Source organism: Microbispora bryophytorum, assembly GCF_043197435.1.
GTDB classification, from domain to species: domain Bacteria; phylum Actinomycetota; class Actinomycetes; order Streptosporangiales; family Streptosporangiaceae; genus Microbispora; species Microbispora bryophytorum.
Genome location: NZ_JBICTF010000001.1, coordinates 595,166 through 616,312, shown reverse-complemented (window position 1 = coordinate 616,312; position 21,147 = coordinate 595,166). Strand labels below are relative to the sequence as shown.

At 71.6% G+C, this 21,147-nt stretch carries 23 protein-coding genes; 14 read left to right on the top strand and 9 right to left on the bottom strand.

Annotated features, from left to right (window positions below; translation table 11 throughout):
• Positions 1–49 precede the first annotated feature (49 nt).
• The 5 genes from ACGFIB_RS02835 to ACGFIB_RS02815 all read left to right on the top strand — a co-directional run bounded on the left by ACGFIB_RS02835 (position 50) and on the right by ACGFIB_RS02815 (position 4,816).
• A complete protein-coding gene (locus tag ACGFIB_RS02835; RefSeq protein ID WP_357019208.1) occupies positions 50–1,078 on the top strand; it encodes a FecCD family ABC transporter permease in 1,029 nt (342 codons plus the stop codon).
• Positions 1,075–1,890 carry an ABC transporter ATP-binding protein gene (locus tag ACGFIB_RS02830; protein WP_393368029.1) on the top strand — a complete coding sequence of 272 codons (816 nt, stop codon included), beginning with the start codon at positions 1,075–1,077 and terminating at the stop codon, positions 1,888–1,890. The genes ACGFIB_RS02835 and ACGFIB_RS02830 overlap by 4 nt, the downstream gene beginning before the upstream one ends.
• Positions 1,887–2,621 carry an adenosylcobinamide amidohydrolase gene (locus tag ACGFIB_RS02825; RefSeq protein ID WP_393368027.1) on the top strand — a complete coding sequence of 245 codons (735 nt, stop codon included), beginning with the start codon at positions 1,887–1,889 and terminating at the stop codon, positions 2,619–2,621. Before ACGFIB_RS02830 ends, ACGFIB_RS02825 begins: the two co-directional genes overlap by 4 nt.
• 95 nt (positions 2,622–2,716) lie before the next feature.
• Positions 2,717–3,616: an AraC family transcriptional regulator gene (locus ACGFIB_RS02820; protein ID WP_393368025.1), complete on the top strand. Its 900-nt coding sequence runs from the start codon at positions 2,717–2,719 to the stop codon at positions 3,614–3,616.
• 171 nt (positions 3,617–3,787) lie between these two features.
• Entirely contained in the window at positions 3,788–4,816 is a 1,029-nt protein-coding gene (locus ACGFIB_RS02815) for an aldo/keto reductase (protein WP_357257762.1), read from the top strand.
• Between the two features lie 234 nt (positions 4,817–5,050).
• Here the strand turns inward: ACGFIB_RS02815 and ACGFIB_RS02810 are convergent, their stop codons facing one another.
• Entirely contained in the window at positions 5,051–6,931 is a 1,881-nt protein-coding gene (locus tag ACGFIB_RS02810) for a serine/threonine-protein kinase (RefSeq protein ID WP_393368023.1), read from the bottom strand.
• 28 nt (positions 6,932–6,959) lie between these two features.
• Positions 6,960–8,588, bottom strand: coding sequence for a hypothetical protein (locus tag ACGFIB_RS02805; RefSeq protein ID WP_357239657.1), 1,629 nt, complete (start codon positions 8,586–8,588; stop codon positions 6,960–6,962).
• A gap of 193 nt (positions 8,589–8,781) precedes the next feature.
• Here ACGFIB_RS02805 and ACGFIB_RS02800 point away from each other — a divergent pair, with 193 nt between their 5' ends.
• Together ACGFIB_RS02800 and ACGFIB_RS02795 are read left to right on the top strand one after the other, a co-directional pair.
• The gene (locus ACGFIB_RS02800; RefSeq protein ID WP_393368020.1) at positions 8,782–9,966 is read left to right on the top strand and encodes a sensor histidine kinase; all 1,185 of its coding nucleotides are present in this window, start codon (positions 8,782–8,784) and stop codon (positions 9,964–9,966) included.
• Positions 9,963–10,625, top strand: coding sequence for a response regulator (locus ACGFIB_RS02795; RefSeq protein ID WP_142568348.1), 663 nt, complete (start codon positions 9,963–9,965; stop codon positions 10,623–10,625). The genes ACGFIB_RS02800 and ACGFIB_RS02795 overlap by 4 nt, the downstream gene beginning before the upstream one ends.
• Here the strand turns inward: ACGFIB_RS02795 and ACGFIB_RS02790 are convergent.
• The gene (locus ACGFIB_RS02790; RefSeq protein WP_357239662.1) at positions 10,565–11,272 is read right to left on the bottom strand and encodes a hypothetical protein; all 708 of its coding nucleotides are present in this window, start codon (positions 11,270–11,272) and stop codon (positions 10,565–10,567) included. The genes ACGFIB_RS02795 and ACGFIB_RS02790 overlap by 61 nt on opposite strands.
• A 176-nt stretch (positions 11,273–11,448) precedes the next feature.
• On the opposite strand from ACGFIB_RS02790, the gene ACGFIB_RS02785 reads away from it, so the two are divergent.
• The 5 genes from ACGFIB_RS02785 to ACGFIB_RS02765 all read left to right on the top strand — a co-directional run bounded on the left by ACGFIB_RS02785 (position 11,449) and on the right by ACGFIB_RS02765 (position 17,162).
• A complete protein-coding gene (locus ACGFIB_RS02785; protein ID WP_393368017.1) occupies positions 11,449–13,590 on the top strand; it encodes a DUF6421 family protein in 2,142 nt (713 codons plus the stop codon).
• Between the two features lie 22 nt (positions 13,591–13,612).
• Positions 13,613–14,266 (top strand): SDR family NAD(P)-dependent oxidoreductase, encoded by a 654-nt coding sequence (locus ACGFIB_RS02780; RefSeq protein ID WP_393368015.1) that lies wholly within the window; start codon positions 13,613–13,615, stop codon positions 14,264–14,266.
• Between the two features lie 99 nt (positions 14,267–14,365).
• Entirely contained in the window at positions 14,366–14,764 is a 399-nt protein-coding gene (tnpA, locus tag ACGFIB_RS02775) for an IS200/IS605 family transposase (RefSeq protein WP_393368013.1), read from the top strand.
• A complete protein-coding gene (locus tag ACGFIB_RS02770) occupies positions 14,765–15,958 on the top strand; it encodes an RNA-guided endonuclease InsQ/TnpB family protein (RefSeq protein WP_393368011.1) in 1,194 nt (397 codons plus the stop codon). It begins immediately after the preceding gene.
• Between the two features lie 115 nt (positions 15,959–16,073).
• Entirely contained in the window at positions 16,074–17,162 is a 1,089-nt protein-coding gene (locus ACGFIB_RS02765) for a threonine aldolase family protein (protein ID WP_393368009.1), read from the top strand.
• A gap of 21 nt (positions 17,163–17,183) precedes the next feature.
• On the opposite strand, the gene ACGFIB_RS02760 is transcribed toward ACGFIB_RS02765, so the two are convergent.
• From ACGFIB_RS02760 to ACGFIB_RS02740, 5 genes are all read right to left on the bottom strand, one after another.
• On the bottom strand, positions 17,184–17,552 hold the full coding sequence (locus ACGFIB_RS02760) for a hypothetical protein (protein ID WP_393368007.1): 369 nt from the start codon (positions 17,550–17,552) through the stop codon (positions 17,184–17,186).
• Positions 17,549–17,674 (bottom strand): hypothetical protein, encoded by a 126-nt coding sequence (locus ACGFIB_RS02755; RefSeq protein ID WP_393368005.1) that lies wholly within the window; start codon positions 17,672–17,674, stop codon positions 17,549–17,551. Before ACGFIB_RS02755 ends, ACGFIB_RS02760 begins: the two co-directional genes overlap by 4 nt.
• A complete protein-coding gene (locus ACGFIB_RS02750; RefSeq protein WP_393368003.1) occupies positions 17,667–17,849 on the bottom strand; it encodes an alpha/beta fold hydrolase in 183 nt (60 codons plus the stop codon). Before ACGFIB_RS02750 ends, ACGFIB_RS02755 begins: the two co-directional genes overlap by 8 nt.
• Positions 17,850–18,124: 275 nt before the next feature.
• Positions 18,125–18,322: a hypothetical protein gene (locus tag ACGFIB_RS02745; protein ID WP_393368002.1), complete on the bottom strand. Its 198-nt coding sequence runs from the start codon at positions 18,320–18,322 to the stop codon at positions 18,125–18,127.
• Complete coding sequence (locus tag ACGFIB_RS02740) at positions 18,268–18,834, bottom strand: SDR family NAD(P)-dependent oxidoreductase (RefSeq protein ID WP_393368001.1); 567 nt, start codon at positions 18,832–18,834, stop codon at positions 18,268–18,270. The genes ACGFIB_RS02745 and ACGFIB_RS02740 overlap by 55 nt, the downstream gene beginning before the upstream one ends.
• 155 nt (positions 18,835–18,989) lie before the next feature.
• On the opposite strand from ACGFIB_RS02740, the gene ACGFIB_RS02735 reads away from it, so the two are divergent.
• Entirely contained in the window at positions 18,990–19,253 is a 264-nt protein-coding gene (locus tag ACGFIB_RS02735) for a hypothetical protein (protein ID WP_393368457.1), read from the top strand.
• 112 nt (positions 19,254–19,365) lie between these two features.
• On the opposite strand, the gene ACGFIB_RS02730 is transcribed toward ACGFIB_RS02735, so the two are convergent.
• On the bottom strand, positions 19,366–20,193 hold the full coding sequence (locus ACGFIB_RS02730) for a helix-turn-helix domain-containing protein (protein WP_393367999.1): 828 nt from the start codon (positions 20,191–20,193) through the stop codon (positions 19,366–19,368).
• 102 nt (positions 20,194–20,295) lie between these two features.
• Between ACGFIB_RS02730 and ACGFIB_RS02725 the strand changes: the two genes are divergently transcribed.
• On the top strand, positions 20,296–21,144 hold the full coding sequence (locus ACGFIB_RS02725; protein WP_393367997.1) for an alpha/beta fold hydrolase: 849 nt from the start codon (positions 20,296–20,298) through the stop codon (positions 21,142–21,144).
• Positions 21,145–21,147: the final 3 nt, after the last annotated feature.

The following is a 21,147-nucleotide window of genomic DNA, read 5'->3' as shown; positions in this document are numbered from 1 at the left end:
TGAGCGGTGATGCGGTGAGCGGTGACGCGGTGAGGCCGGTGGTGGCGTGATGACGCCGGCCCGGCCGCGCGGCCGGGCGCTGTTGGTCGCGTCCGTCGTACTGGCGGCCAGTCTCGCCCTCGGCCTGATGGCGGGCGCGGCCGGCATCTCGCCCCGCGCCATCGCGCTGGCGCTGCTCGACCGGCTGCCGCTGGTGTCCGTGCACTCGGGGCTCGCACCGGTCGAGGAGGGGCTGCTGTTCCAGCTCCGGGTGCCGCGGGTGCTGCTCGCCGCCGTCGTGGGCGGGCTGCTGGCCACGGCCGGGGCCGGTTACCAGGGCGTGTTCCGCAATCCGCTGGCCGATCCCTACCTGCTCGGGGCGGCGGCCGGGGCCGGCCTCACGGTGACGCTCGTCGTGGTCTTCATAGGCGGAGACGCCGGGGTGGGCGCGGTGCCGATCGCCGCCTTCGCCGGGAGCGTCGGCGGGGTGTTCCTCGCGTACGCGCTTGGCCACACGGCGGGCCGGGGCGGCGGCACCGCGACGCTCGTGCTCGCCGGGGTCGCGGTCACCTCGTTCCTCACCGCCGTCCAGACCTTCGTGCAGCAGCTCAAGGTGGACGAACTGCAGCGGATCTACTCCTGGATCCTCGGCGACGTCGGCGGCGGCTGGGACCAGCTCCGCATGATCGCGCCGTACGCCGTGGTGTCGACCGTCGTCATGCTGCTGCACGGCAGACTGCTCGACGTGCTGTCGGTGGGCGACGAGGAGGCGGTCAGCCTCGGCCTGCGCGCGGCGCGCGTGCGCTTCGTCGTGCTGCTGGCCGCCTCGCTCGCCACCGCCTCGGCGGTGGCGGTGAGCGGGCTGATCGCGTTCGTCGGGATCGTGGTGCCGCACGTGGTCCGGCGGCTCGCCGGCTGGTCCTATCGGATCGTGCTGCCGCTGTCGTTCCTGGGCGGCGCGGCGTTCCTCGTGCTGGCCGACACGATCGCGCGTACGGTGCTCGCGCCGGCCGAACTGCCGATCGGGGTGGTCACGGCGTTCGTCGGTGCGCCGTTCTTCGTCACCGTCCTGCGCGTGACCCGGCGGGTGGAGACGTGAGCGGGCGCGCCGTACCGGCCGTCGAGGCGCGTGGCGTCGGCGTCACGCTGGGCGGGCGGCCGGTGCTCACGGACGTCACTCTGTCGGCCGCGCCGGGCCAGTGGCTGGCGGTCATCGGGCCGAACGGCGCGGGCAAGTCCACGCTGCTGCGGGCCGTCGCCGGGCTGGTGCCGAGGGAGGGCGAGGTGCTCGTCGAGGGGACGGCCGTCGACGACCTGCGCCCGCGCCGGCGGGCCCGGCTGATCGCCTACGCCCCGCAGAGCCCGGCGCTGCCGCCGGACATGACGGTCTACGACTACGCGCTGCTCGGCCGCACGCCGTACATCGCCTATCTCGGCAGTGAGAGCGCGCGGGACCGTGAGGTGACGCGGTCGGTGCTGGAACGGCTCGACCTGGACGGCTTCGCGTCCCGGCCGCTCGGGCACCTGTCCGGCGGCGAGCGGCAGCGCGTCGTGCTCGCCAGGGCGCTGGTGCAGCAGGCGCCGGTGCTGCTGCTCGACGAGCCGACCACGGCGCTCGATCTGGGCCACCAGCAGCAGGTGCTCGAACTCGTCGACCGGCTGCGCCTGGCCGACGATCTCACCGTCGTGACGACGCTGCACGACCTCAGCCTCGCCGCGCAGTACGCCGACGCGCTCGTGCTGCTCGCCGCGGGGCGCGCGGTCGCGGCCGGGCCGCCCGCGCGGGTGCTGGCCGAGCCGCTGCTGACCGAGCACTTCGGCGCCCGCGTGCGGGTGGAGCCGGGCCCCGAGGGGCGCCCGGTCGTCCACCTGGTCCGCCCGCCGGTCTCCGCGGCGACGGAGAAGGCATGACGGGCGTCCCGCGGCCGTCCCTGACCTACCGAACGGAGGACGGCCTGCGGCTGGGCGCGCTGCTGTGGCGGTTCGGGCCCGGCTGGCGGATGATCTCCTCGGCCATGCTCGGCGGCGGCATCGGCCCCCGCGAGTGGGTGCTGAACGCGCAGGTGGCCGCCGGTTACTCGCGCATGGACCCGGTCGAGCACATGGAGGCGCTCGGTCCCGGCGGTCCCGGTGTGGGCATGATGACGGCGGCGCTGGTGGAGCGGTACGCCGTGGCAGCCGACGGGGGAGCGGAGGCCGTCGCGACGGTGGGCCTGGGCGTGCCGACCTGGGCGGCCGCGCCCCAGGGTGTGCCCGACCCCGGCCTGCCGGCCGCCCCGGAGTCCGGGCGGGAGCACGCCGGGGTGTGCGAGACCGGCGGGCGCGTGCCGCGCCCGGGGACGATCAACATCCTGGTGGCCGTGCCGGTCGCGGTCTCCGACCCGGCGCTGGTCAACGCCGTCATGACGGTCACCGAGGCGAAGACGCAGGCGCTGCTGGAGGCGGGATTCCCCTGCACCGGGACCGCGTCCGACGCCGTCTGCGTCGCCGTACGGGAGGACGGCCCGGCGGAGGCGTTCGGCGGCCCGCGCTCCGTCTGGGGCGCGCGGATCGCCCGCGCGGTGCACCGGGCCGTCCTCGACGGCGCGGGGGACTGGCGCACCCGGCGGGCCGGCACCACAGCCCGCTTCCGCGATCTCTAGCTCTGGATCACTTCGGATCAGGAGCGGGCCGCCGGGCTGGATGTGCCGTTCGATCGGCCGGCGGGATGGGTCGGGCGGGGTGCTGCAATGGTGGCATGTCTCTGGACGAGCTTCGTACCCTGCTGGAACGGCATGCGCGTCCCGGCTTGACCACGGCCATCGACGGCGTCCGGGTCTGCAAGGCCGACCATGCCGTTCCGCCGGTGTCCTCGATGTCAGGCACGGTGCTGGCGGTCATCGCCCAGGGCGGCAAGCGTCTGGCGCTGGGAGACCGCGTCTACGAGTACGGCGCCGGCCAGTATCTCGTCGCTTCGGTCGACCTCCCGGTGACGGGGCATTTCGTCGACACCGCCAGCCCCTCGCTCGGTTTCGGGATGACCCTGGAACCCGCCGTCATCGCCGAGTTGCTGCTGCGGACCGGGCCGGGGGAGCAGCCGCGGTCCACCGGCGCCGCACCGGCGGGCATCGCGGTCAGCGACGCCCCGGACGAGTTGCTCGACGCGGTCGTACGGCTGCTGCGCCTGCTCGACCGGCCAGGGGACCGGAAGGCGCTCGTCCCGCTGGTCAAGCGGGAGATCCTCTGGCGGTTGATGACCGGGGAACAGGGTGACGCCGTCCGTCAGCTCGGCCTCGCGGACAGCAGCCTGAGCCACATCGAACGTGCCGTGCGGTGGATCCGGGAGAACTACACCCAGCCGTTCCGGGTCGAGGAGCTGGCACGGCTTTCGGGGATGAGCGTCTCCGCTTTCCACCGGAACTTCCAGATGGTGACGACGATGAGTCCGATCCAGTTCCAGAAGCAGATGCGGCTGCAGGCGGCGAGGCTGCTGCTGGCGAACAGTCCGAACGACGTCACCGGCGTGGGCCGGCACGTCGGGTACGACAACCCGTCCCAGTTCAGCCGGGAGTACCGGCGCCAGTTCGGTGCTCCGCCCAGCGTCGACGCGGTGCGCCTGCGGGGCGGAGCCGGCCCCGCAGTGGTCGCGCTGCCGTGACTCCCACCTGAGCGAAGAGGATTGTGCAACCACGGAGGAGGATCGTGAAGGCCCGGCGCTCGCCTCGTTGCTTGCATGGATGTAGCGGAACCTGCCCTCAAGCGCGGGGTGCAGGCCGACCCGCTCGCGACGCGTCACCATGCCGATCGCGAACGCTTCCAAGGGGGACTCATGAAATACCGCACGCTGGGCCGGACCGGAATCGCGGTCAGCCCGTACTGCCTGGGCACCATGATGTTCGGGGCCATGGGCAACCCCGACCACGACGACTCGATCCGGATCATCCACAGGGCCCTGGACGCGGGGATCAACTTCGTCGACACCGCCGACGTGTACTCCGCCGGTGAATCCGAGGTGATCGTCGGGAAGGCGCTCAAGGGCCGCCGCGACGACGTCGTGCTGGCCAGCAAGGTGCACTATCCGATGGGCGACGATCCGAACCACCGGGGCAACTCACGGCGCTGGATCATGACCGCCGTCGAGAACTCGCTGCGCCGCCTGCAGACCGACCACCTCGACCTCTACCAGATCCACCGCCCCGACCCGGCAGTCGACGTGGAGGAGACTCTGTCGGCCCTGTCCGACCTGGTCCGCAGCGGCAAAGTGCGGGCGATCGGTGCGTCGACCTTCCCCGCCTCGGAGATCGTCGAGGCGCAGTGGGCCGCCGAGCGGCGCGGGTTGGAGCGCTTCCGGACCGAGCAGCCGCCGTACTCGATCCTGAACCGGAGCATCGAACGAGAGGTGCTGCCGGTCTGTCAGCGCTACGGGATGGGCACCCTGGTCTGGAGCCCACTGGGCCAGGGCCTGCTCACCGGCCGCTTCCGCAAGGGGCAGCACACGGACACCCACCGGTCCGGCGGAATGCCGCAGCACTTCACCGACCAGCGCAAACTCGACGTCGTCGAACAGCTCATCCCGCTCGCCGAGAAGGCCGGCCTGCCGATGACCCACCTCGCGATGGCGTTCGCGATCGCTCACCCGGGTGTCACCTCGGCGATCATCGGGCCGCGCACCATGGGACAGCTCGACGACCTGCTGGCCGGCGCCGGCGTCACTCTGGACGACGAGATCCTCGACCGGATCGACGAGATCGCTCCGCCCGGAACCGACGCCGGCCCGAACGACGTGTCCTACACCCCACCGGCCGTCTCACACGTGATCCGGCGCCGCCGCCCGGCCGCCGAGCGCTCCGCGGCCTGACCGACCGGCGGAGGCACACCCGGTCGAAGGCCCGGGAGCGGCCCGGCGATCCCGGGTGGGGCACCCCACCGGCTAAGTCGTGTCTGACAAATCATGGCCCTGCTGCGCGCGGCCCAGGCGGCGCCTCGCTGCGTTCTCGTCGTCGCCCATAGCTCCGCTATGGGCTCCTCCTCGGCCTTGCGATGCATCCACCTGGATCCACGCTCGCGACGGGCAGCACTTGTCAGACACTCCCTAGGACGTGAACGTGATCGTGTTCACCATGTGGTCGATGTTCGACCGGTCGAACCTGCCGGCCGGGCAGAAGAACGTGATCAGCACGGTCGTGCCCGTGTCGCCCTGCCGGACCAGGTAGGCGATGAAGTCGAGCCGCCCGGCCTGCTGGGGGTCGCTGAGCACGCCCTCGATCCGGAACGCCGGCCTGGCTCCGACGGTCGTCGGCGTCGGCACGCCGTAGTAGGTGGTCACGCCGGGGAGCGCGGGGCCCAGGCTCTCCTGGAGCTCCATAGGCGAGTCCGCGGTGCTCAGCGTGTTGCTGACCTGGGCGAAAACGCCCGTGGCCTGGTCCGGATGGGCCGAGATGATGGGGTTCACCTTCGACCAGTCGGTGTTGCCCGGCACCGCGAACAGCGCGTTGAACTCCTCCAGGGACGGAGAGGCGATCATCCACTGGTCGGCGTTCGTCTTGGCCTCGCCCCAGGCCGAGGGGTAGGACATGGTGAACGGCGCCGCGGTGCTGCCCGGGTAGGTGAGCCACGTCGCGGCGGCGTCCCCGCCCCTGGTGAGCAGCAGCGCGGCGGCGACGGCGATCGACACCAGGACCGCCAGGCCGCCGATCAGCGGCCCGAGCGGCAGCCCCCGCCGTTGGCCGCGCGAGGCAGGCGAGGCGACCGTCGCCTGCGAGTGCGGCGACCCGGGCGGGTACGACCCGTAGCCCTGCACCGCCCCCTGCACCGCCCCCTGCGTTGGGTCCTGCGGTGGGCCGGCGAACGGGTGGCTCACGGGCGGGCGGGACTCCGCGGGCACCGAGCCGGAGGGATGAGAGACGGGCGGCCTGGTGCCGGGAGGGAACGAGGAGGGCGTGACCGGCGGGTAGGACCCCTGCGGACGGGAGCCGGCAGGCCCCGGGGAGACGGGGGAGACCGGTGAGACCGGGGAGCGCGCGGGATCCGGAGGATACGACGAGGAGCCCGGGGGAACCGGAGGATACGACGGGGAGCCCGGAGGAACCGGGGGATACGACGGGGAGGCCGACGCCGGGTCGCCCGCGCCCCCGCTGATCGCGTCGCGCAGCGCGGACACGAACGCCTGGCACGTCTCGAACCGCTCGCCCGGCGACTTGGCCAGCGCCCGCGTGATCACGGCGTTCACCGCGTGCGGCAGGTCGGGCCGGTACGGCGTGAGCGGCGGCGGGTCGTGGGACACGTGCGCGTAGAGGAGCGCGAGTTCGGTGTCCCGCTGGAACGGCGGCTGCCCGGCGAGCGCCTCGTACACGACGCAGGCGAAGGCGTACAGGTCGCTCCGGCCGTCGACCGGCAGGCCCCGGATCTGCTCGGGGGCGACGTAGCGCGGGGTGCCCATGAAGTGACCGTGGCTGGTCAGCCCGGCCTCGGCCGAGGAGCTCTTGGTGAGCCCGAAGTCGGTCAGGTAGACGTGGTCGGATCGCGTGACCAGGATGTTGGCCGGTTTCACGTCGCGGTGCACCAGGCCGTGGGCGTGCGCGGCGTCCAGCGCCGAGGCGATCTGTGCGAACAGCGGGTTGGCCCGCCCGACCGGCAGCGGGCCCTCCGACTGCACGAGCTTGCGCATGTCGTTGCCCTCGACGTAGCGCATGGCGATGAACAGCAGGTCGTCGCGTTCGCCGGCCTCGTACACCGGGATGATGTTGGGGTGGTCGATGCTGGCCACCATCCGGGACTCGCGGACGAACCGGTCGCGGAAGCGATCGTCGTGCGCGAGCTGCGGCGCGAGCACCTTCAGCGCCACGGCCCGCCCGAGCCGCTGGTCGCGCGCCCGGTAGACCGTCGCCATGCCGCCCCGCCCGACGACCGCCTCGACCGTGTAGTCGCCGAGCCGCCGCCCCACCAGCGGCGGCATCACGGGCCCCTCGGTCATCCGGTCTCCCCCTTGAGCGTTCTTTTGATCACGAATCGGTCGGGTTCCCGCAGAAGCCGCAGAAGCGATGCCCCTGGCCCAGCCGCATGCCGCACTGCGTGCAGAACTTTAGTTGCGCCTGCCCGCGCGGCGGCGACGGGTTCGGCGGGTACGACTGCCCGGCCGGCGGCGAGGGGTCGGCCGGATGCGCGTGCCCGCGCGGCGGCGACGGGTCCGCGGGGCGCGCCTGCCCGCCGGGCAGGGACGCGTCCGCGGCCACGGGAGCCGCCGGAGCCGGCCCCACGACCTCGGGAGACCGGGCGGCCTCGGCCCCGAACACCCTCGTGACAGCGTACGGCGGCCAGGAGTTCTCCTTGGGCGGGTAGGACCCGGCCTCACCGGCGAGGCCCCCCTGCGCGGCGAGGCCGTGCCCGTCGATCCCCGGGTCCGTCTGGCCGCCGGCGGCGGGTCGTTTCGTGCCCCTGCGGCGCAGCAGCACGACGCCCACGACCAGCAGCGCGAGGACCACGACGCCGCCGGCCGCCCACACGTACGGCGGCACCGACGACTTCGGCTGCTCGACCGCGGCCGGGCGCGCCGTCGGTCCGGCGCCCGCGTCCTCCCCCGTGCCCGCCTTGGACTGGGCGACCCGCAGATGATCGGCCGCGACCGCGTGGTCGGGCCGCAGGTTGAGCACCTGCTGCAGCGCCGGTATCGCGCCGGTGTAGAGCTTGTTGTGGTAGGAGGCGAGCGCGTTCTCGTACACGACGTCGACCGGGCCGCGGCGGGGGGTGACGCCGGCGGCGACCAGCGCGCTGCGGATGTCGTCGGCGGGGGTGATGGTCTCCGGCTCGCCGCCGCCCCCGGAGACGAACCCGACCACCTCGCTCCTGCCGTCGTCGATGAGGGCCGCGCCGGGCGCGCCGGCGTCCAGCAGCTTGAGGACCTTGTCGCGCTCCTTGACGGTCCGGCTGCCCGGCGGGTTGAGATGCGCGGTGTCGAGCTTGGGCGGGGTCTTCGCCGAGGGCCTGCCCGGGAGCGACATGACGTCGAGCGACTCGACCGCGCCGCCGATCGTCGTGCCCAGCGGCACCGTGGGCAGCGACTGCTTCTCGCCGCCCTTGGTGACCTTCAGCACGGCCGGGGACGCGGGGGACGCCCCGGAGGTCAGGATCTGCGCGGGCAGCCCTCCGGGCGGCGGCGGGTCGAGGTAGGGGAAGACGCTGACGTTCGTCGTGACGTCGGCGATGCAGGTCGAGTCGGTCTGCTGCGGCGGGTAGCACGACTGGAGCCGCCGGTCGAGGTCGGCGTCGCCCAGCGAGTGCCGCTTGAAGTCGGCCGGGATCTTCACCTTGAAGTATTCGGCGAACACCCGGTTGGCGGCGTACACCCGGGGGTCGTCGGTGGCCTGCACGATCTGGGTCGCGGTGACGACGACGCCGTCGGGCGTCACCGTGAAGCCGCTGCCCTTCGCCAGGTCGACGTCGTAGTCCCGGGCCATCTGCTTGATCACGCCGCGGTCGTCGAGCAGCGTGATGCGGACGTGCGAGGAGGACTCCACACGTACCGCGCCGGGGGTGACCCGGTCGGTGGAACCGCTGGGGTGCGGGTGGAGCATGGGCGCCGCGAGCGCCGAGAGCGCGCCCAGCCCCGCGATGACAGAGTGCAGGCGGGGCATCTGCTTCTCCTAGGCCTGTTCGGAACGCTTAAAGCGTCTCAGCGCGGACAGTGCTCGACAAGGTGAGCATCGTGACCGACACCCACTTGATACAGGGCGATGATCGCGCGGTCACTTGACGTTGGCTTGCAGGTCGATTGCGGACGTCTGTTGCCTGATGCGCGCCGCCTCGGGCAGGGATTACTCTGCGCGCATGCGCTCGTCCCCCCTCCGCTCCGTCCCCCGCGTCGACCTCCTGATCGGCCTCGCGATCATCGCGCTGGGCACCCTTGAGGCGTTCACGGACGCCAAGGATTACGGCGCGGCCCAAAATCCCGAGCTGTGGTGGGTCGGGCAGGCGCTGGTCACCGGCGTCCTGGTCTGGTATCGCCGCAGGGCCCCGGTGGCGGTCTTCATCCTGATGATCCTCGCGCAGTACGCCTGGCACCGGCAGGGCAACGAGTCGTGCCCGGTCTGGCAGCTCGCCGCGCTGCTCATCGTCTTTCACACGATCGGCGCGCATCTGCCGTTCAAACCGGGCGGGACCTGGGCCCTGGTGGGCATCCTCGTCTTCGACTCGGGGGCCGTCGACCACCGGTTCCTGCCGTTCCAGGAGGTCGTCTACCTCACCGTGATGTTCGGCTCGGCGTACGCCACGGGCCTGGCCCTGCGCGGTTACCTTCTGCGCGCGCACCGGATGAGCGAGCGGGCGGCGCGGCTGGAGGTGGAGCGGGAACGCCGGGCCGCCGAGGCCGTCGCCGCCGAGCGCAACCGGATCGCCAGGGAGCTGCACGACGTGGTGGCCCACAGCGTCAGCATGATGGTCATGCAGGCCGGGGTGCTGCGCCGCCGGATGGGCGTGGCGCAGGCGGACGGCCCCTCCCCGGAGGCCGAGATGCTCAGCGGCATCGAGCAGGCGGGCCGGGAGGCGGTCGAGGAGCTGCGGATCATGCTGGGCGCGCTGCGGATGCCGCAGGACGAGGCGCTACCCCAGCCGGGGCTCGACATGGTGCCCAACCTCATCTCGACGGTCGGATCGTCGGGGCTTCGCGTGACGCTGGAGACGGAGGGCGAGCGGCTACGGCTCGCGCCCGGTCTCGACCTGTCGGCCTACCGGATCGTGCAGGAGGCCCTCACCAACGCGGTCAAGTACGCCGGGGACGCCGACGCGCGCATCCGGGTCGCCTACCACCCCGACCGGCTGGAGCTGGAGATCACCGATAATGGCGGGGGCGCCGGACCGGCGCTGTCCACCGGCAACGGGCTCATCGGCATGCGCGAGCGGGCCGAGCTGTTCGGCGGCTCCCTCGACGCCGGGCCGTTGCCGCGGGGTGGCTACCGCGTGCGCGCGACGCTGCCGATCTCCCAGGGGGTGCCGATGAGCGAGGCGACGAATTGACCATCCGCATCGTCCTCGCCGACGACCAGGCGATGATCCGGGCCGGCCTGCGCATGGTGGTCGAGAGCGAACCGGGAATGGAGGTCGTGGGCGAGGCCGCCGACGGCGCCGAGGCGGTCGCCCTGGCCCGCCGGGTGCAGCCCGACGTCGTGCTCATGGACATCGCGATGCCGCGGATGGACGGACTCACCGCGGCCAGGCGGCTGCTCGACGCGCCACGGCCGCCCAAGGTCGTCATGCTGACGACGTTCGACACCGACGAGAACCTGTACGCCGCGCTGCGCGCGGGGACCAGCGGCTTCCTGCTGAAGGTGTCGCCGCCCGAGCAGCTCGTGGAGGCCATCAGAGTCGTCGCCGCGGGTGACGGCCTGCTCGATCCCGCCGTCACCACGCGGGTGATCGCCTCCTTCGCGGGCCGGCACGAGCCGGTCCGGCCGCCGCAGCTCGCCGAGCTCACCCCGCGCGAGCTGGAGGTGCTGCGGATGCTCGCCCGGGGCCTCACCAACGCCGAGATCGCCAGGGAGCTCTTCGTCGGCGAGGCCACGGTCAAGACCCACGTCGCCCGCGTGCTCATGAAGCTGAACCTGCGCGACCGCGCTCAGGCGGTCGTGTTCGCGTACGAGTCGGGCGTGGTGACGCCGGGGTCGGCGCTCGGGTAGTACGACGCCCATTCGGCGTTCGACATGCGCAGCACCTTGAGGCCGAGGTAGCCCATGGCGATGACGGGGGCGCCCCAGAACGGGATCGTCAGCGGGCTGTAGGGCACCGGGATCGCGCCCAGGTAGCCCACCGCGACGACGGCCGGCACCCACCAGTGGACGAAGCCGGTGCGCGAGACGGCCAGCACGAGCAGCGGCAGGCCGACCATGCCGAGGTAGATCCACGGCAGCGTGAACCCGAAGATGACGCCGGGCAGGTTGAACACCTCGTCGAACATCTTCTGGCCCTGCTCGACCGGGTAGTGCTGCCCGAACCACCACTCCACGGGGTCCATGAGGAGCAGCGCCGAGACGCTGATGTAGCCGATGATCGTCATGCCTCCGGCGATGTGCCCGAAGGCGACGGACCTCCTGCGCACCAGGTGCAGCAGGCCGACGGCCGCGATCGGGACGAGCACCCAGCTCCAGTGGTAGAGCGCCGACTCCAGCTGGGCCAGGGCCGGGTTGTCGCCGTAGCTGAGGATCTCGCGGTCGTCGCCCCAGGTGCCGGGGTCGACGAGCAGCGCGACGAACTGCAGCAGCGGCGCGACGAACAGCAGGACGCCGGTGACGGTGCGCCGGAAGGCCACCGAGTCGGACAGTTTCATGATCGATCTTTCCCTTCGGGTCTTTCTCCCTACGGCCGGTGACGGTAGGTGGGCGACCCTCGGGGACTCGTCCGCCGTCCGGATGATTGCTCCTCATCCGCTAGAGCGACTTATCGCCATAAGGCTACGTATGTGTATATTTTTCGGAAGACGGCTCACACTACGGGAGATTTTTCATGAAGGCGTTCCCGGCGGTCCTGTTCGACGAGGCACACAGCGAGGCATGGACGATCCGGCGGGAGGTCGCCGAGGCCATGAACCCCGCCCACCCCGACGACAACAGCTACGCGGAGGCCGCCGGGGCGCTGCGCAGGCTCGGCCACGCGGTGCGCGCGCACACCGAGGGCCCGATCACGCGGGACGTGCTGGACGGGTGTGACGTCCTCGTGGTCGCGCATCCCTCGGCCGAGCGCTGGGAGCGCACCACGGGAGTCGGCAGCCCCGTCTTCTCCGCCGAGGAGATCGACGCGGTCGAGGCGTACGTCGCGGGAGGCGGCGGCCTCATCGTGCTGGCCGAGCACGAGCAGGAGAAGTACGGCAGCAACCTGGGCGAGCTGCTCGCCCGGTTCGGGGTGACGGTCGAGCACACGACCGTGCAGGACCCCGGCAACTGCCACAACAGGGTGGCCACCTGGATCCTCGGCGTCCCCTCCGCACAGGCCGTGACCGAGCGGGGCGGCACGACCCAGGGCCAGCAGGTCCAGGGCCTGCCGGTCCAGGGACTGGGACTGCCGGCCCAGGACCTGCTGGCAGGGGTCGGGCGGGCCTGCTTCTACCGTGCGGGCACGCTCGGCGTGCCCGCCGGGGCGAGCGTGCTGTTCACGACCTCCGGGTCCGCCGACCCCGCGAACGCCCCGCTCGCCGCAGCCGTACGGCACGGCGGCGGCCGGGTGGTCGTCCTGGCCGACTCCGACCTGTTCGGCGACGACTCGATCCGCGACTACGACCACGAGAAGCTGTGGGGCAACCTGACGACCTGGGCCGCCCGCGTGCCCGAGGCGTCCGGCGCCGGCCGCGTGTCCCGCCCCGAGGCGGTGGAGGAGTTCGCCTGGCTGAAGGCCGCCGTGGAGCGGCTGCGCCCGCTCCAGGCCAAGGACGGCTCGATCAGCGGAGACCACGACGAGGCCGTGGCGTGCATCAGCGAGATCGTCGACGGCGTCGGACGGCTCGCGCCGCACTTCCCGCACGACGCCGAGTATCTCGACGCGGTGATGAAGGACTTCCGCGCGTGGGTGGCGGCCGGTCTCGGCAAGCCCGACTTCCTCGACTCGCTGAACGTCTTCCACCCCGACGCCCAGCGGATCGACGGCCTGGAGCACCTGGTCGTCTTCCCGATGTACACCCAGAACGGCAACCCGAACCGCAACGTCGAGGCGGTCTGGATCCGGGTCGTGTGGCCCGACTGGCTGGCCGAGCTGGAGCGGGGCGGCTACGACAACCCGATGTTCGTGCCGATCGCGTTCGTCGACTTCACCTCCGGCTACGACACCAACTCGGCCGTGCTGTTCCCCGAGACCGTGGTCGTGCGCCAGGCCCCACCGCGCTTCACCTGGGGCGGCATCTTCTGCGACCGCGAGGCGGCCCGGTTCCGCCGGGTCAGCGAGGCCGCCGCGGCCACGCTGAAGCTGGAGCTGCCGCCGGACGCCGCCCGGCTGCTGGCGTCCCAGGACCTCGCCCAGGACACGTTCGTGCTGTGGGACCTCGTCCACGACCGCACGCACAGCCACGGCGACCTGCCGTTCGACCCGTTCATGATCAAGCAGCGCATGCCGTACTGGCTCTACAGCCTGGAGGAGCTGCGCTGCGACCTCACGGCGTACGGCGAGGCCGTGAAGCTGGAGGCCGCGGGCGTGCCGCACGCGCGGTACGTGCAGTACGCCATCCTGTTCGACCGGCTGTTCCGCTTCCCGATCACCGGCGAGCGGGTGCGCAACTACGACGGGCTCGGCGGCCAGCTGCTGTTCGCCTACCTGCACCGGCAGGGCATCGTGCGATGGACCGACAACCGGCTCACGATCGACTGGTCGCGGGTCGCCGACGGCGTCGCCGACCTGCGCGGCGAGGTGGACAAGCTCTATCGCGACGGCATCGACCGGTCCAAGCGCGCGCACTGGCTCGCCGCGCACGAGCTGGTCGCGACCTACGTCGAGCCCGACCCGGCGTCCGCGTGGAAGCAGGGCGCCCAGGCGCTGCCCACCGAGCAGAAGGCCATGGTCGACGCCGTGCTGCCCGACGAGTTCCCCCTGAGCATGTTCTATGAGGCCCTGCGCCGTAAGCTCACCGAGGTGGTGGAGTCGACCCGGGGCATCCGGGCGTGAGCGCGGATCTGGAGGGCGTGCGATGAGCAGGGTGATCGTGGTCTTGGGGGCGGGCGGCCCGGCCGGCCGCGCCGTCACCGGGAGGTTCGCCGAGCTCGGGGACACGGTCATCGGGGTGGACAGGTCCGGCGCCGAGGGCTGTCTGGCCGTCGACCTGCTCGACCGGGACGCCGTACGCGGCCTCGCCGAGCGGGTGCGGGCCGAGCACGGCCGGGTGGACGGCGTCGTCCACCTGGTCGGCGGCTGGCGCGGGTCGAAGACCTTCGCCGGCACCTCGCTCGACGACTGGGACCTGCTGCACGATCTGCTGATCAGGACCCTGCAGAACGTGTCGCTGGAGTTCGAGCCGCTGCTGCGGGCGAGCGGGAACGGCCGTTTCGTGATCGTGTCGGCCCGGGCCGCGCAGAAGCCGACGCAGGGCGGCGCGGCGTACGCCGCCGCGAAGGCCGCCGCCGAGGCGTGGACGCTGTCGCTGGCCGACGCGCTGAAGGACACCTCCGCCGCCGCGGTGGTCCTGGTGGTCAACGCGTTGGTGCACGATGAGATGAGGGCCGCGAATCCGGACAAGCCGTATCGGACCTTCACCGACGTGAAGGATCTGGCGGCGGCGATCGCGGGCCTGTGGGATGAGGAGCCGGCTGCGGTCAACGGCCGCAGGATCGACCTCACACCCTGATCGAAGTTCTTGGGCGCGGACCCCCGGCTTCAGTCGTGGGGTTAGCCCATCCCTCCGAATCTTCAGACGTTAGGTAGCTCCAAGCTGTCTGGTGTCTGTGTGGCTGCAACCCTGTGGTGCAACAGCAACGTCGTCTTCCAGTGTGCGTTCCACATCGTGTGGTGCCCGAAGTGCCGGCGGCGCGTGCTCGGCGGCCGGATCGAAGAACGCTTGAAGGACCTCATCGGCGAGGTCGTGGACGAGAAAGGGGCATGGCTGGTGGAGATGGAGGTCATGCCCGACCACGTCCATCTGCTGGTCGAAGTCGATCCCCAATACGGCGTCCACCGGCTGGTCAAGGCAATCAAGGGCCGGTCGTCTCGAGTTCTGCGCGAGGAGTTCCCGCATCTGAAGTCGCAGCTTCCGACGCTGTGGACGAACTCCTACTTCGTGGCCACCGTCGGCGGCGCGCCACTCGCCGTGGTCAAGCGCTACGTCGAGCAGCAGAAAGGCCGCTGAATGCTGACCGGTCGCCGCTACCTGCTGGCGTTCACTCCCGAGCAGGAGGAGTTCGCCGAGCTGATAGGCGACGCTTGTCGCGTGGTGTGGAACACCGCGTTGGAGCAACGGCGCACCTATCGGCAGCGCGGGGTGTTCATCGGCTACGTCGAGCAGGCCCGGCAGATGGCCGAAGCCAAGAAAGACTTCCCGTGGCTGGCCGAAGCCCCGTCCCACACGCTCCAGCAGACGCTCCGCGACCTTGAGAAGGCGTGCAAGACGCACGGCACGTTCAAGGTCCACTGGCGATCCAAAAGGAAGTCCGCGCCGAGGTTCCGCTTCCCCGACCCCAAGCACCTGACGGTGGAGCGTATCTCGCGTCGCTGGGGCCGCGTGCGACTGCCCAAGCTGGGCTGGGTTCGCTTCCGCTGGACCAGGCCGCTGGGCGGGGAGCTCCGCAATGCGACCGTGCTGAAGGACGGCGGACGCTGGTACATCTCGTTCTGCGTCGAGGACGGCCTGGTGGAGTCCACGCCGAACGGCGGTCCGCCTGTCGGCGTGGACCGTGGCGTGAAGGTGGCTGTGGCCACCTCGGACGGGTGGATGCGCGACCGGCGGTTCATCACGCCAGGCGAAGCGGCACGGTTGAAGCGGCTTCAGCAGCAGCTCGCGCGCCGGCGCAAGGGTTCGAATCGGCGCGCCGCCACCAAGGCGAAGATCGGCATGTTGAACGCCCGTATCCGGAACCGGCGTACGGACTTCGTGGCGTGGACGGCGGACCGGCTGACCCGTAGCCATGAGCTGGTCATCGTGGAGGACCTGAAGGTCACGAACATGACAGCCAGTGCTAAGGGCACGAGGGAGGCTCCCGGCTCCCGGGTCCGCCAGAAGGCCGGCCTGAACCGGGCAATCCTCGCCAAGGGCTGGGGCGGCCTATTGACTACCCTTGAACACAAGGCCCGTTACAACGGCTCCCGTATCGTGCGGGTGCCTGCCGCGTACACCTCGCAGCGTTGTTCGGCGTGCGGGCGGGTGGATGCGAAGTCCCGTGAGAGCCAAGCGGTCTTCGTCTGCACCTCCTGCACCTACACCGGCAATGCTGACGTGAACGCCGCGAAGAACATTCTCGCCGCAGGACTTGCGGTGACAGGGCGTGGAGACCTCGCCGTTGGGCGGTCGGTGAAGCGCCAACCACCCGAGGCGGAGGCAGCGTGAACGCGCCTCAGCCACGGGAATCCCCCGGCTTCAGCCGTGGGGAGGAAGTCAACTACGCTGCTGACCCGGACCCGCGGCCCGGCCTGTACGGGCCCGCCGCGGGCCCGAAACCGCGATGGGGAGACATCTCGTGACAACCGATGCCGTACGCCGGCACGACCCGGCGAACCGGACGTTCGCCAGCGACAACTACGCGGGGGTGCACCCCGAGGTCCTGGAGGCGATCGCCCTCGCCAACGGGGGACACCAGACCTCCTACGGCGACGACGTCTACACCGAGGCGGTCCGGGGCGTCTTCCGCAGGCACTTCGGCGAGCAGGCCGAGGTGTTCCCCGTGTTCAACGGCACGGCGGCCAACGTCGTGTCGCTGCGCTCGATGTGCGCCCACTGGGAGGCCGTGGTCTGCCCAGAGACCGCGCACATCAACACCGATGAGGGCGGCGCGCCCGAGGTCACCGGCGGGCTGAAGCTGCTGACCGTGCCGACCCCCGACGGCAAGCTCACGCCCGGCCTGATCGACCGGTACGCGTGGGGGCTCGGCGACGTGCACCGGGCGCAGCCCCGGGCCGTGTCGATCTCCAACGCGACCGAGCTGGGCACGCTCTACACCCCGGCCGAGATCAAGGCGATCTGCGACCACGCCCACGAGCTGGGAATGTTCGTCCACCTCGACGGGTCGCGGATCACCAATGCCGCCGCCGCCCTGGACGTGCCGCTGCGCGCCCTGACCACGGACGCGGGGGTCGACGTGCTGTCCTTCGGCGGGACCAAGATCGGTCTGATGCTGGGCGAGGCCGTCGTCGTGCTGAACCCGGAGGCCTCGCGCGGCCTGCCGTACCTGCGCAAGACGAGCATGCAGCTCGCCTCGAAGATGCGCTTCGTGTCGGTGCAGTTCGAGGCCCTGCTCGGCGGTGACCTGTGGCTGCGCAACGCCCGCCAGGCCAACGCGATGGCGCGGCGGCTCGCCGACGCCGTACGGGACCTGCCCGGCGTGAGCGTGCCGCGCCCGGTCGAGGCCAACGCGGTCTTCGCGGTCCTGCCGGCCGACGTGGCCGACCGGCTGCGCAAGCGGTTCCGGTTCTACAACTGGAACGAGCAGGTCGGCGGGGGCATGGTCGAGGTGCGGTGGATGTGCGCCTTCGACACCACCGAGGCCGAAGTGGACGCGTTCGCCGCGGCGCTGGCCGAGGAGCTGCGCGCCTAGGGGTGCGTATCGACTCATGATCTAGTGGCGCGACAGCCAACGCCAGCGCGGCTGTTCGAGCACGACCGACGTCGCAGCCAGCGCGGTTGCGACGACCGCCGCCCACGTGGGCCACGCGAACCACGGCGCCACCGCTGCGGCGGCCACTTCGAGGAGCACAAGCAGGAGCATCGCTGCGCCGGGGATCGCCACCGGCGGGTCGAAGGGGCGGTCGCCGGGTGTTCCGACGACGGCCGGAAGCCCGATCAGCAGGACCAGCGCGGTGGTCGCGACCGCCCAGTCGACCCGGTGCAGCGCCCACGGGGTGGCCGTCCAGCCGATCAGTTCGGTCAGGAACCGTAGCCCGGAGGCGGCGTTGGTGCGGTTCGGGGAGTCGGCGGCCTGGGTCATGGTCCCTCCCCGGCATGGAGCGGCGCCGGGTCGGGCCCGCCGATGGCGGCCTCGGCCCGCATGCCGTTGATGAGCGACGCGGCCGCAATGACCGTGGCCCGGTCGAGTCCGGCCCTAGGCACGGGCCGTCTCCAGGAACGAGCGCACCAGGCCGACCACTTCCGACGGGAACTGGACCTGCGGGTAGTGGCCCGCCCCCGGGAGCATCTCGAGCCGGCCGACGCCCTTGGGCAGCGCGGCCACGACGGCCTCGCCCTCGGCCTTCGGGTCCCCCCAGTCGGGATCGAGGGTACCCATGACGACCAGGACCGGGCAGCTTAGCCGAAGCGGTCAAGGCCGGTAGGCGAGGATCCATGGCAAGCCCGGTGGGATGGAAACCGTCCGGCGCCGCTGATAGGAGGAGCGCGGCACGGCACCGCATGATGGAGCCGTACGGCGACCGTGCCACGAGGGAACGGCGAGGGTACAGGCGGGGATGCAGGGCCGGCGGAAGACGTGGGAGGAGTCCCGCCGCGCGGCAGGTCTGTGCCCCAGGACAGCGGAATCGGCAGCCGTGCCGGGAACCGGGCTGATCAGCGGCCGGGCAGGTTGTTCAGCGGCGCGGAGCGGCGCTCCAGGAGCTCGGCATAGGTGCCGTCCCGCTCGGCCCAGCGCAGCGGCAGCGCGGCCTCGGCAATGATCTCGCGGGTCGTAGGCTCCACAGCCAGCAGCTCCATCACCTCGTCGAGGTAATCGTCGACCGGCACGGCCGCCGGGTTGAGCTTCGCCATCGCCGGGGTCGCTCGCCGGTCCCGACCAGGTGCGCCCGCAGCGACTCGGTGTAGGAGTGGACCGCAGCCTTCGTGGCGCCGTAGGTGGCCATGAGCGGGAAGGGCAGGAACGCGATTCCCGAGCTCACCGTGATGATCGTTCCGGCGCCGCGGCCGATCAGGTGCGGCGTGAAGGCGTCGATCACCCGGATGGTACCGAGCAGGTTCGTGGCGACCATGTTCTCGGCGTCGGTGATGTGCGCGGGGTCGCGCAGGTCTTCGGTGAGCAGGGCTCCGGACATCGTGACGACGACGTCGAGGTCGGGGTGCGCGGCGAGCACTTCGTCGCGGGCCCGCAGGACCGAGGCGGGGTCGGTGACATCGATCTGAACGGACTGGAGGCCGTCCAGTGGCTCGGGCTTGCGCCCGCCGGCGACGACCGTGTTGCCGTTCTTCGCGAACCGGTGCGCGAGTTCGAGCCCGATGCCAGAGGTGCCACCGACAATGAGCACTGTGCGATTGGTGAGCTTCACCAGAACCTCCCTGTAACAATCGGTAGTCGTCCAACGACTACCTGCTCTTCCACAACCAGGCTCGCCCACATGCTTTGGAACTGGAAAGGCCCTGCTGATCCGGGGGTGTGCCAGGACTCCCTCTGCGACCGTCGGCCGCGGTTACCGTGGTAGGTATGCCTCAAGACGAGGCGAACCGGCTGGGCGAGTACCTGCACGCCCGCCGCGACCTGGTCACGCCGCAGCAGGCCGGCATCCCCGGTGGCGTCAACCGGCGCGTCCCGGGGCTTCGCCGCGAGGAGGTCGCGATGCTCGCCGATATCAGTGCCTGGCGCGGCATCGCCACGCGGTACGACAAGACCCCGGAAAGCTACCTCGCCGGCCTCCACCTACGCGCCTCACTACGCGCCCTTAGCCGTAGTCCCCGGGCAGGTCGGTGACGCGGTCGATCGACGGGGGCCGGCTCCGGCCGAGGACGTCTTCGCGGCCGCGTCTGCCCCGGGATCAGGGACCTGCACCGCCGACCGGCGAGGGATCCGGCGTGGCGGGCGCCTACCGGCCGGGCCACGCGATGTCGTCGACCGCCAGGAACGGCTCGCCCGCCACGTTCGCCGGGGTCACTCCGGCGAACTCCACGACCTCTCGATGCAGGTGGGACTGGTCGGCGTAGCCGGCCTCCGCCGCGACCCGGGCCGCGCTGCCACCCGCGACCAGCCGGTGGGCGGCGTGATCGAAGCGGATCAGCTTCGCGGCGCGCTTGGGCGGCAGGCCGATCTGCGAGTGGAATCGGGACCACAGGCGCTTACGGCTCCATCCGAGCTCGGCGGCCAGCCGGTCGACCCGGACCAGGCCGCGTCCCGCGACGATCCGGCGCCAGGCCCAGGCCACCTCCGGGTCCACCGGAGGCCCCACCTCATGCCGGCGGGCGAGCAGCGCGCCGGTCAACGCGAAGCGATCCTCCCAGGAGGAGACGCCCGCCAGCCGCTCGCGGACCTGTGACGCCTCCCGGCCCCACAGGTCGTCGAGGGCCACCACGGCGCCGTCGATGTCGGCGGGGGAGATGCCCAGGACCGCGCGTGCGACGACCGGGGACAGGCGCACCTGCACGCACTCGACGTTCTCCCCCCGTGCCCAGGCCGCGCCTCCGGACCCGAGTCCGGGCCCGGCGACGAGACTTCCGCGCTGCCGTCGCCCGGCGTGGTCCACGACGGGCGAACCGGCGCCGAACTCCAGCAGCAGCGTCACGGCCGGGTGCGGGACCATCCGGAGCGCGTTCAGGTCGCCGACGCGGAACCCGGCCATGGTGACACCGGCCACCCGGCTGGGCCGCCGCGGAGAGGCGACGTCCCACACCGCCGCACCGTGCACGAATGTCGACACAGCCGCCAGGCTATGCGAGCAGCGAGGGGAACACGCGGGGGGAACAAGCGGGGGGAACATTCGTCCAAGACGCCGGCGCGCACCGGCGGCGACAGTGGGCGCATGACTGTTTCCGACGGAAAGCGGCTCACGGAAGCCGAGACCACCGAGAGCTCGACGCTGTCCCTGGACGACGGCGACATCCACGTGTGCCAGGACGGCCCCCGCGACGCCCCGCCACTCCTGCTGATCCACGGGTCCGCCTCCTCGGCGCGCTCGTGGGACTGCCTGGTTCCGCTGCTGACCGGGTCGCATCACGTCATCCGGATCGACCTGCTCGGGCACGGCCGGTCCGCCAAACCGGCCGGTCCGAGCTACGCGCCCCCGGACCAGGGACGCCGGGTCGGCGTGGCGCTGGACCGGCTCGGCGTCGAGCAGGTGGTCGTGGCCGGCCATTCCAGCGGCGGCACGGTCGCCACCGCTCTCGCCGAGCAACGGCCCGACCTGGTGATCGCGCTCGCGCTCATCAACACCGGACCCCGCATGGACGCCTTCATCGCGTCGGAGTCCGCGGCGGTCGCACCGTCGCAGTGGCCGCCGACCGACGAGCAGATCCGCCGGCTCGCGAGCAGCGGTTTCAGCCGCGCGGGCTACCGGATCCCCCAGGAGCTTCTGGACGAGGTGCGCATGATGACCTTCCACACGTTCACCGAGACGATGCGGGCCACCCGCGACTACCTGGAGCAGCGGGCGCTCCCGGAGCGGCTGACGACCCTCGGCAAGCCGCTCCTGGTGATCTTCGGCGAGGACGACCGCAGATGGCGATCCTCATCCGCCGCCGACTACCTGAAGGTTCCGGGCGCGAAGGTCGAGATGCTGCCCGGCCTCGGGCACTCGCCCATGCTCGAGGACCCGGCGCGGACCGCTGGCCCCCTGCTGGCCTTCACCGCGATCCACGCCGCGCGGGACTGAAGC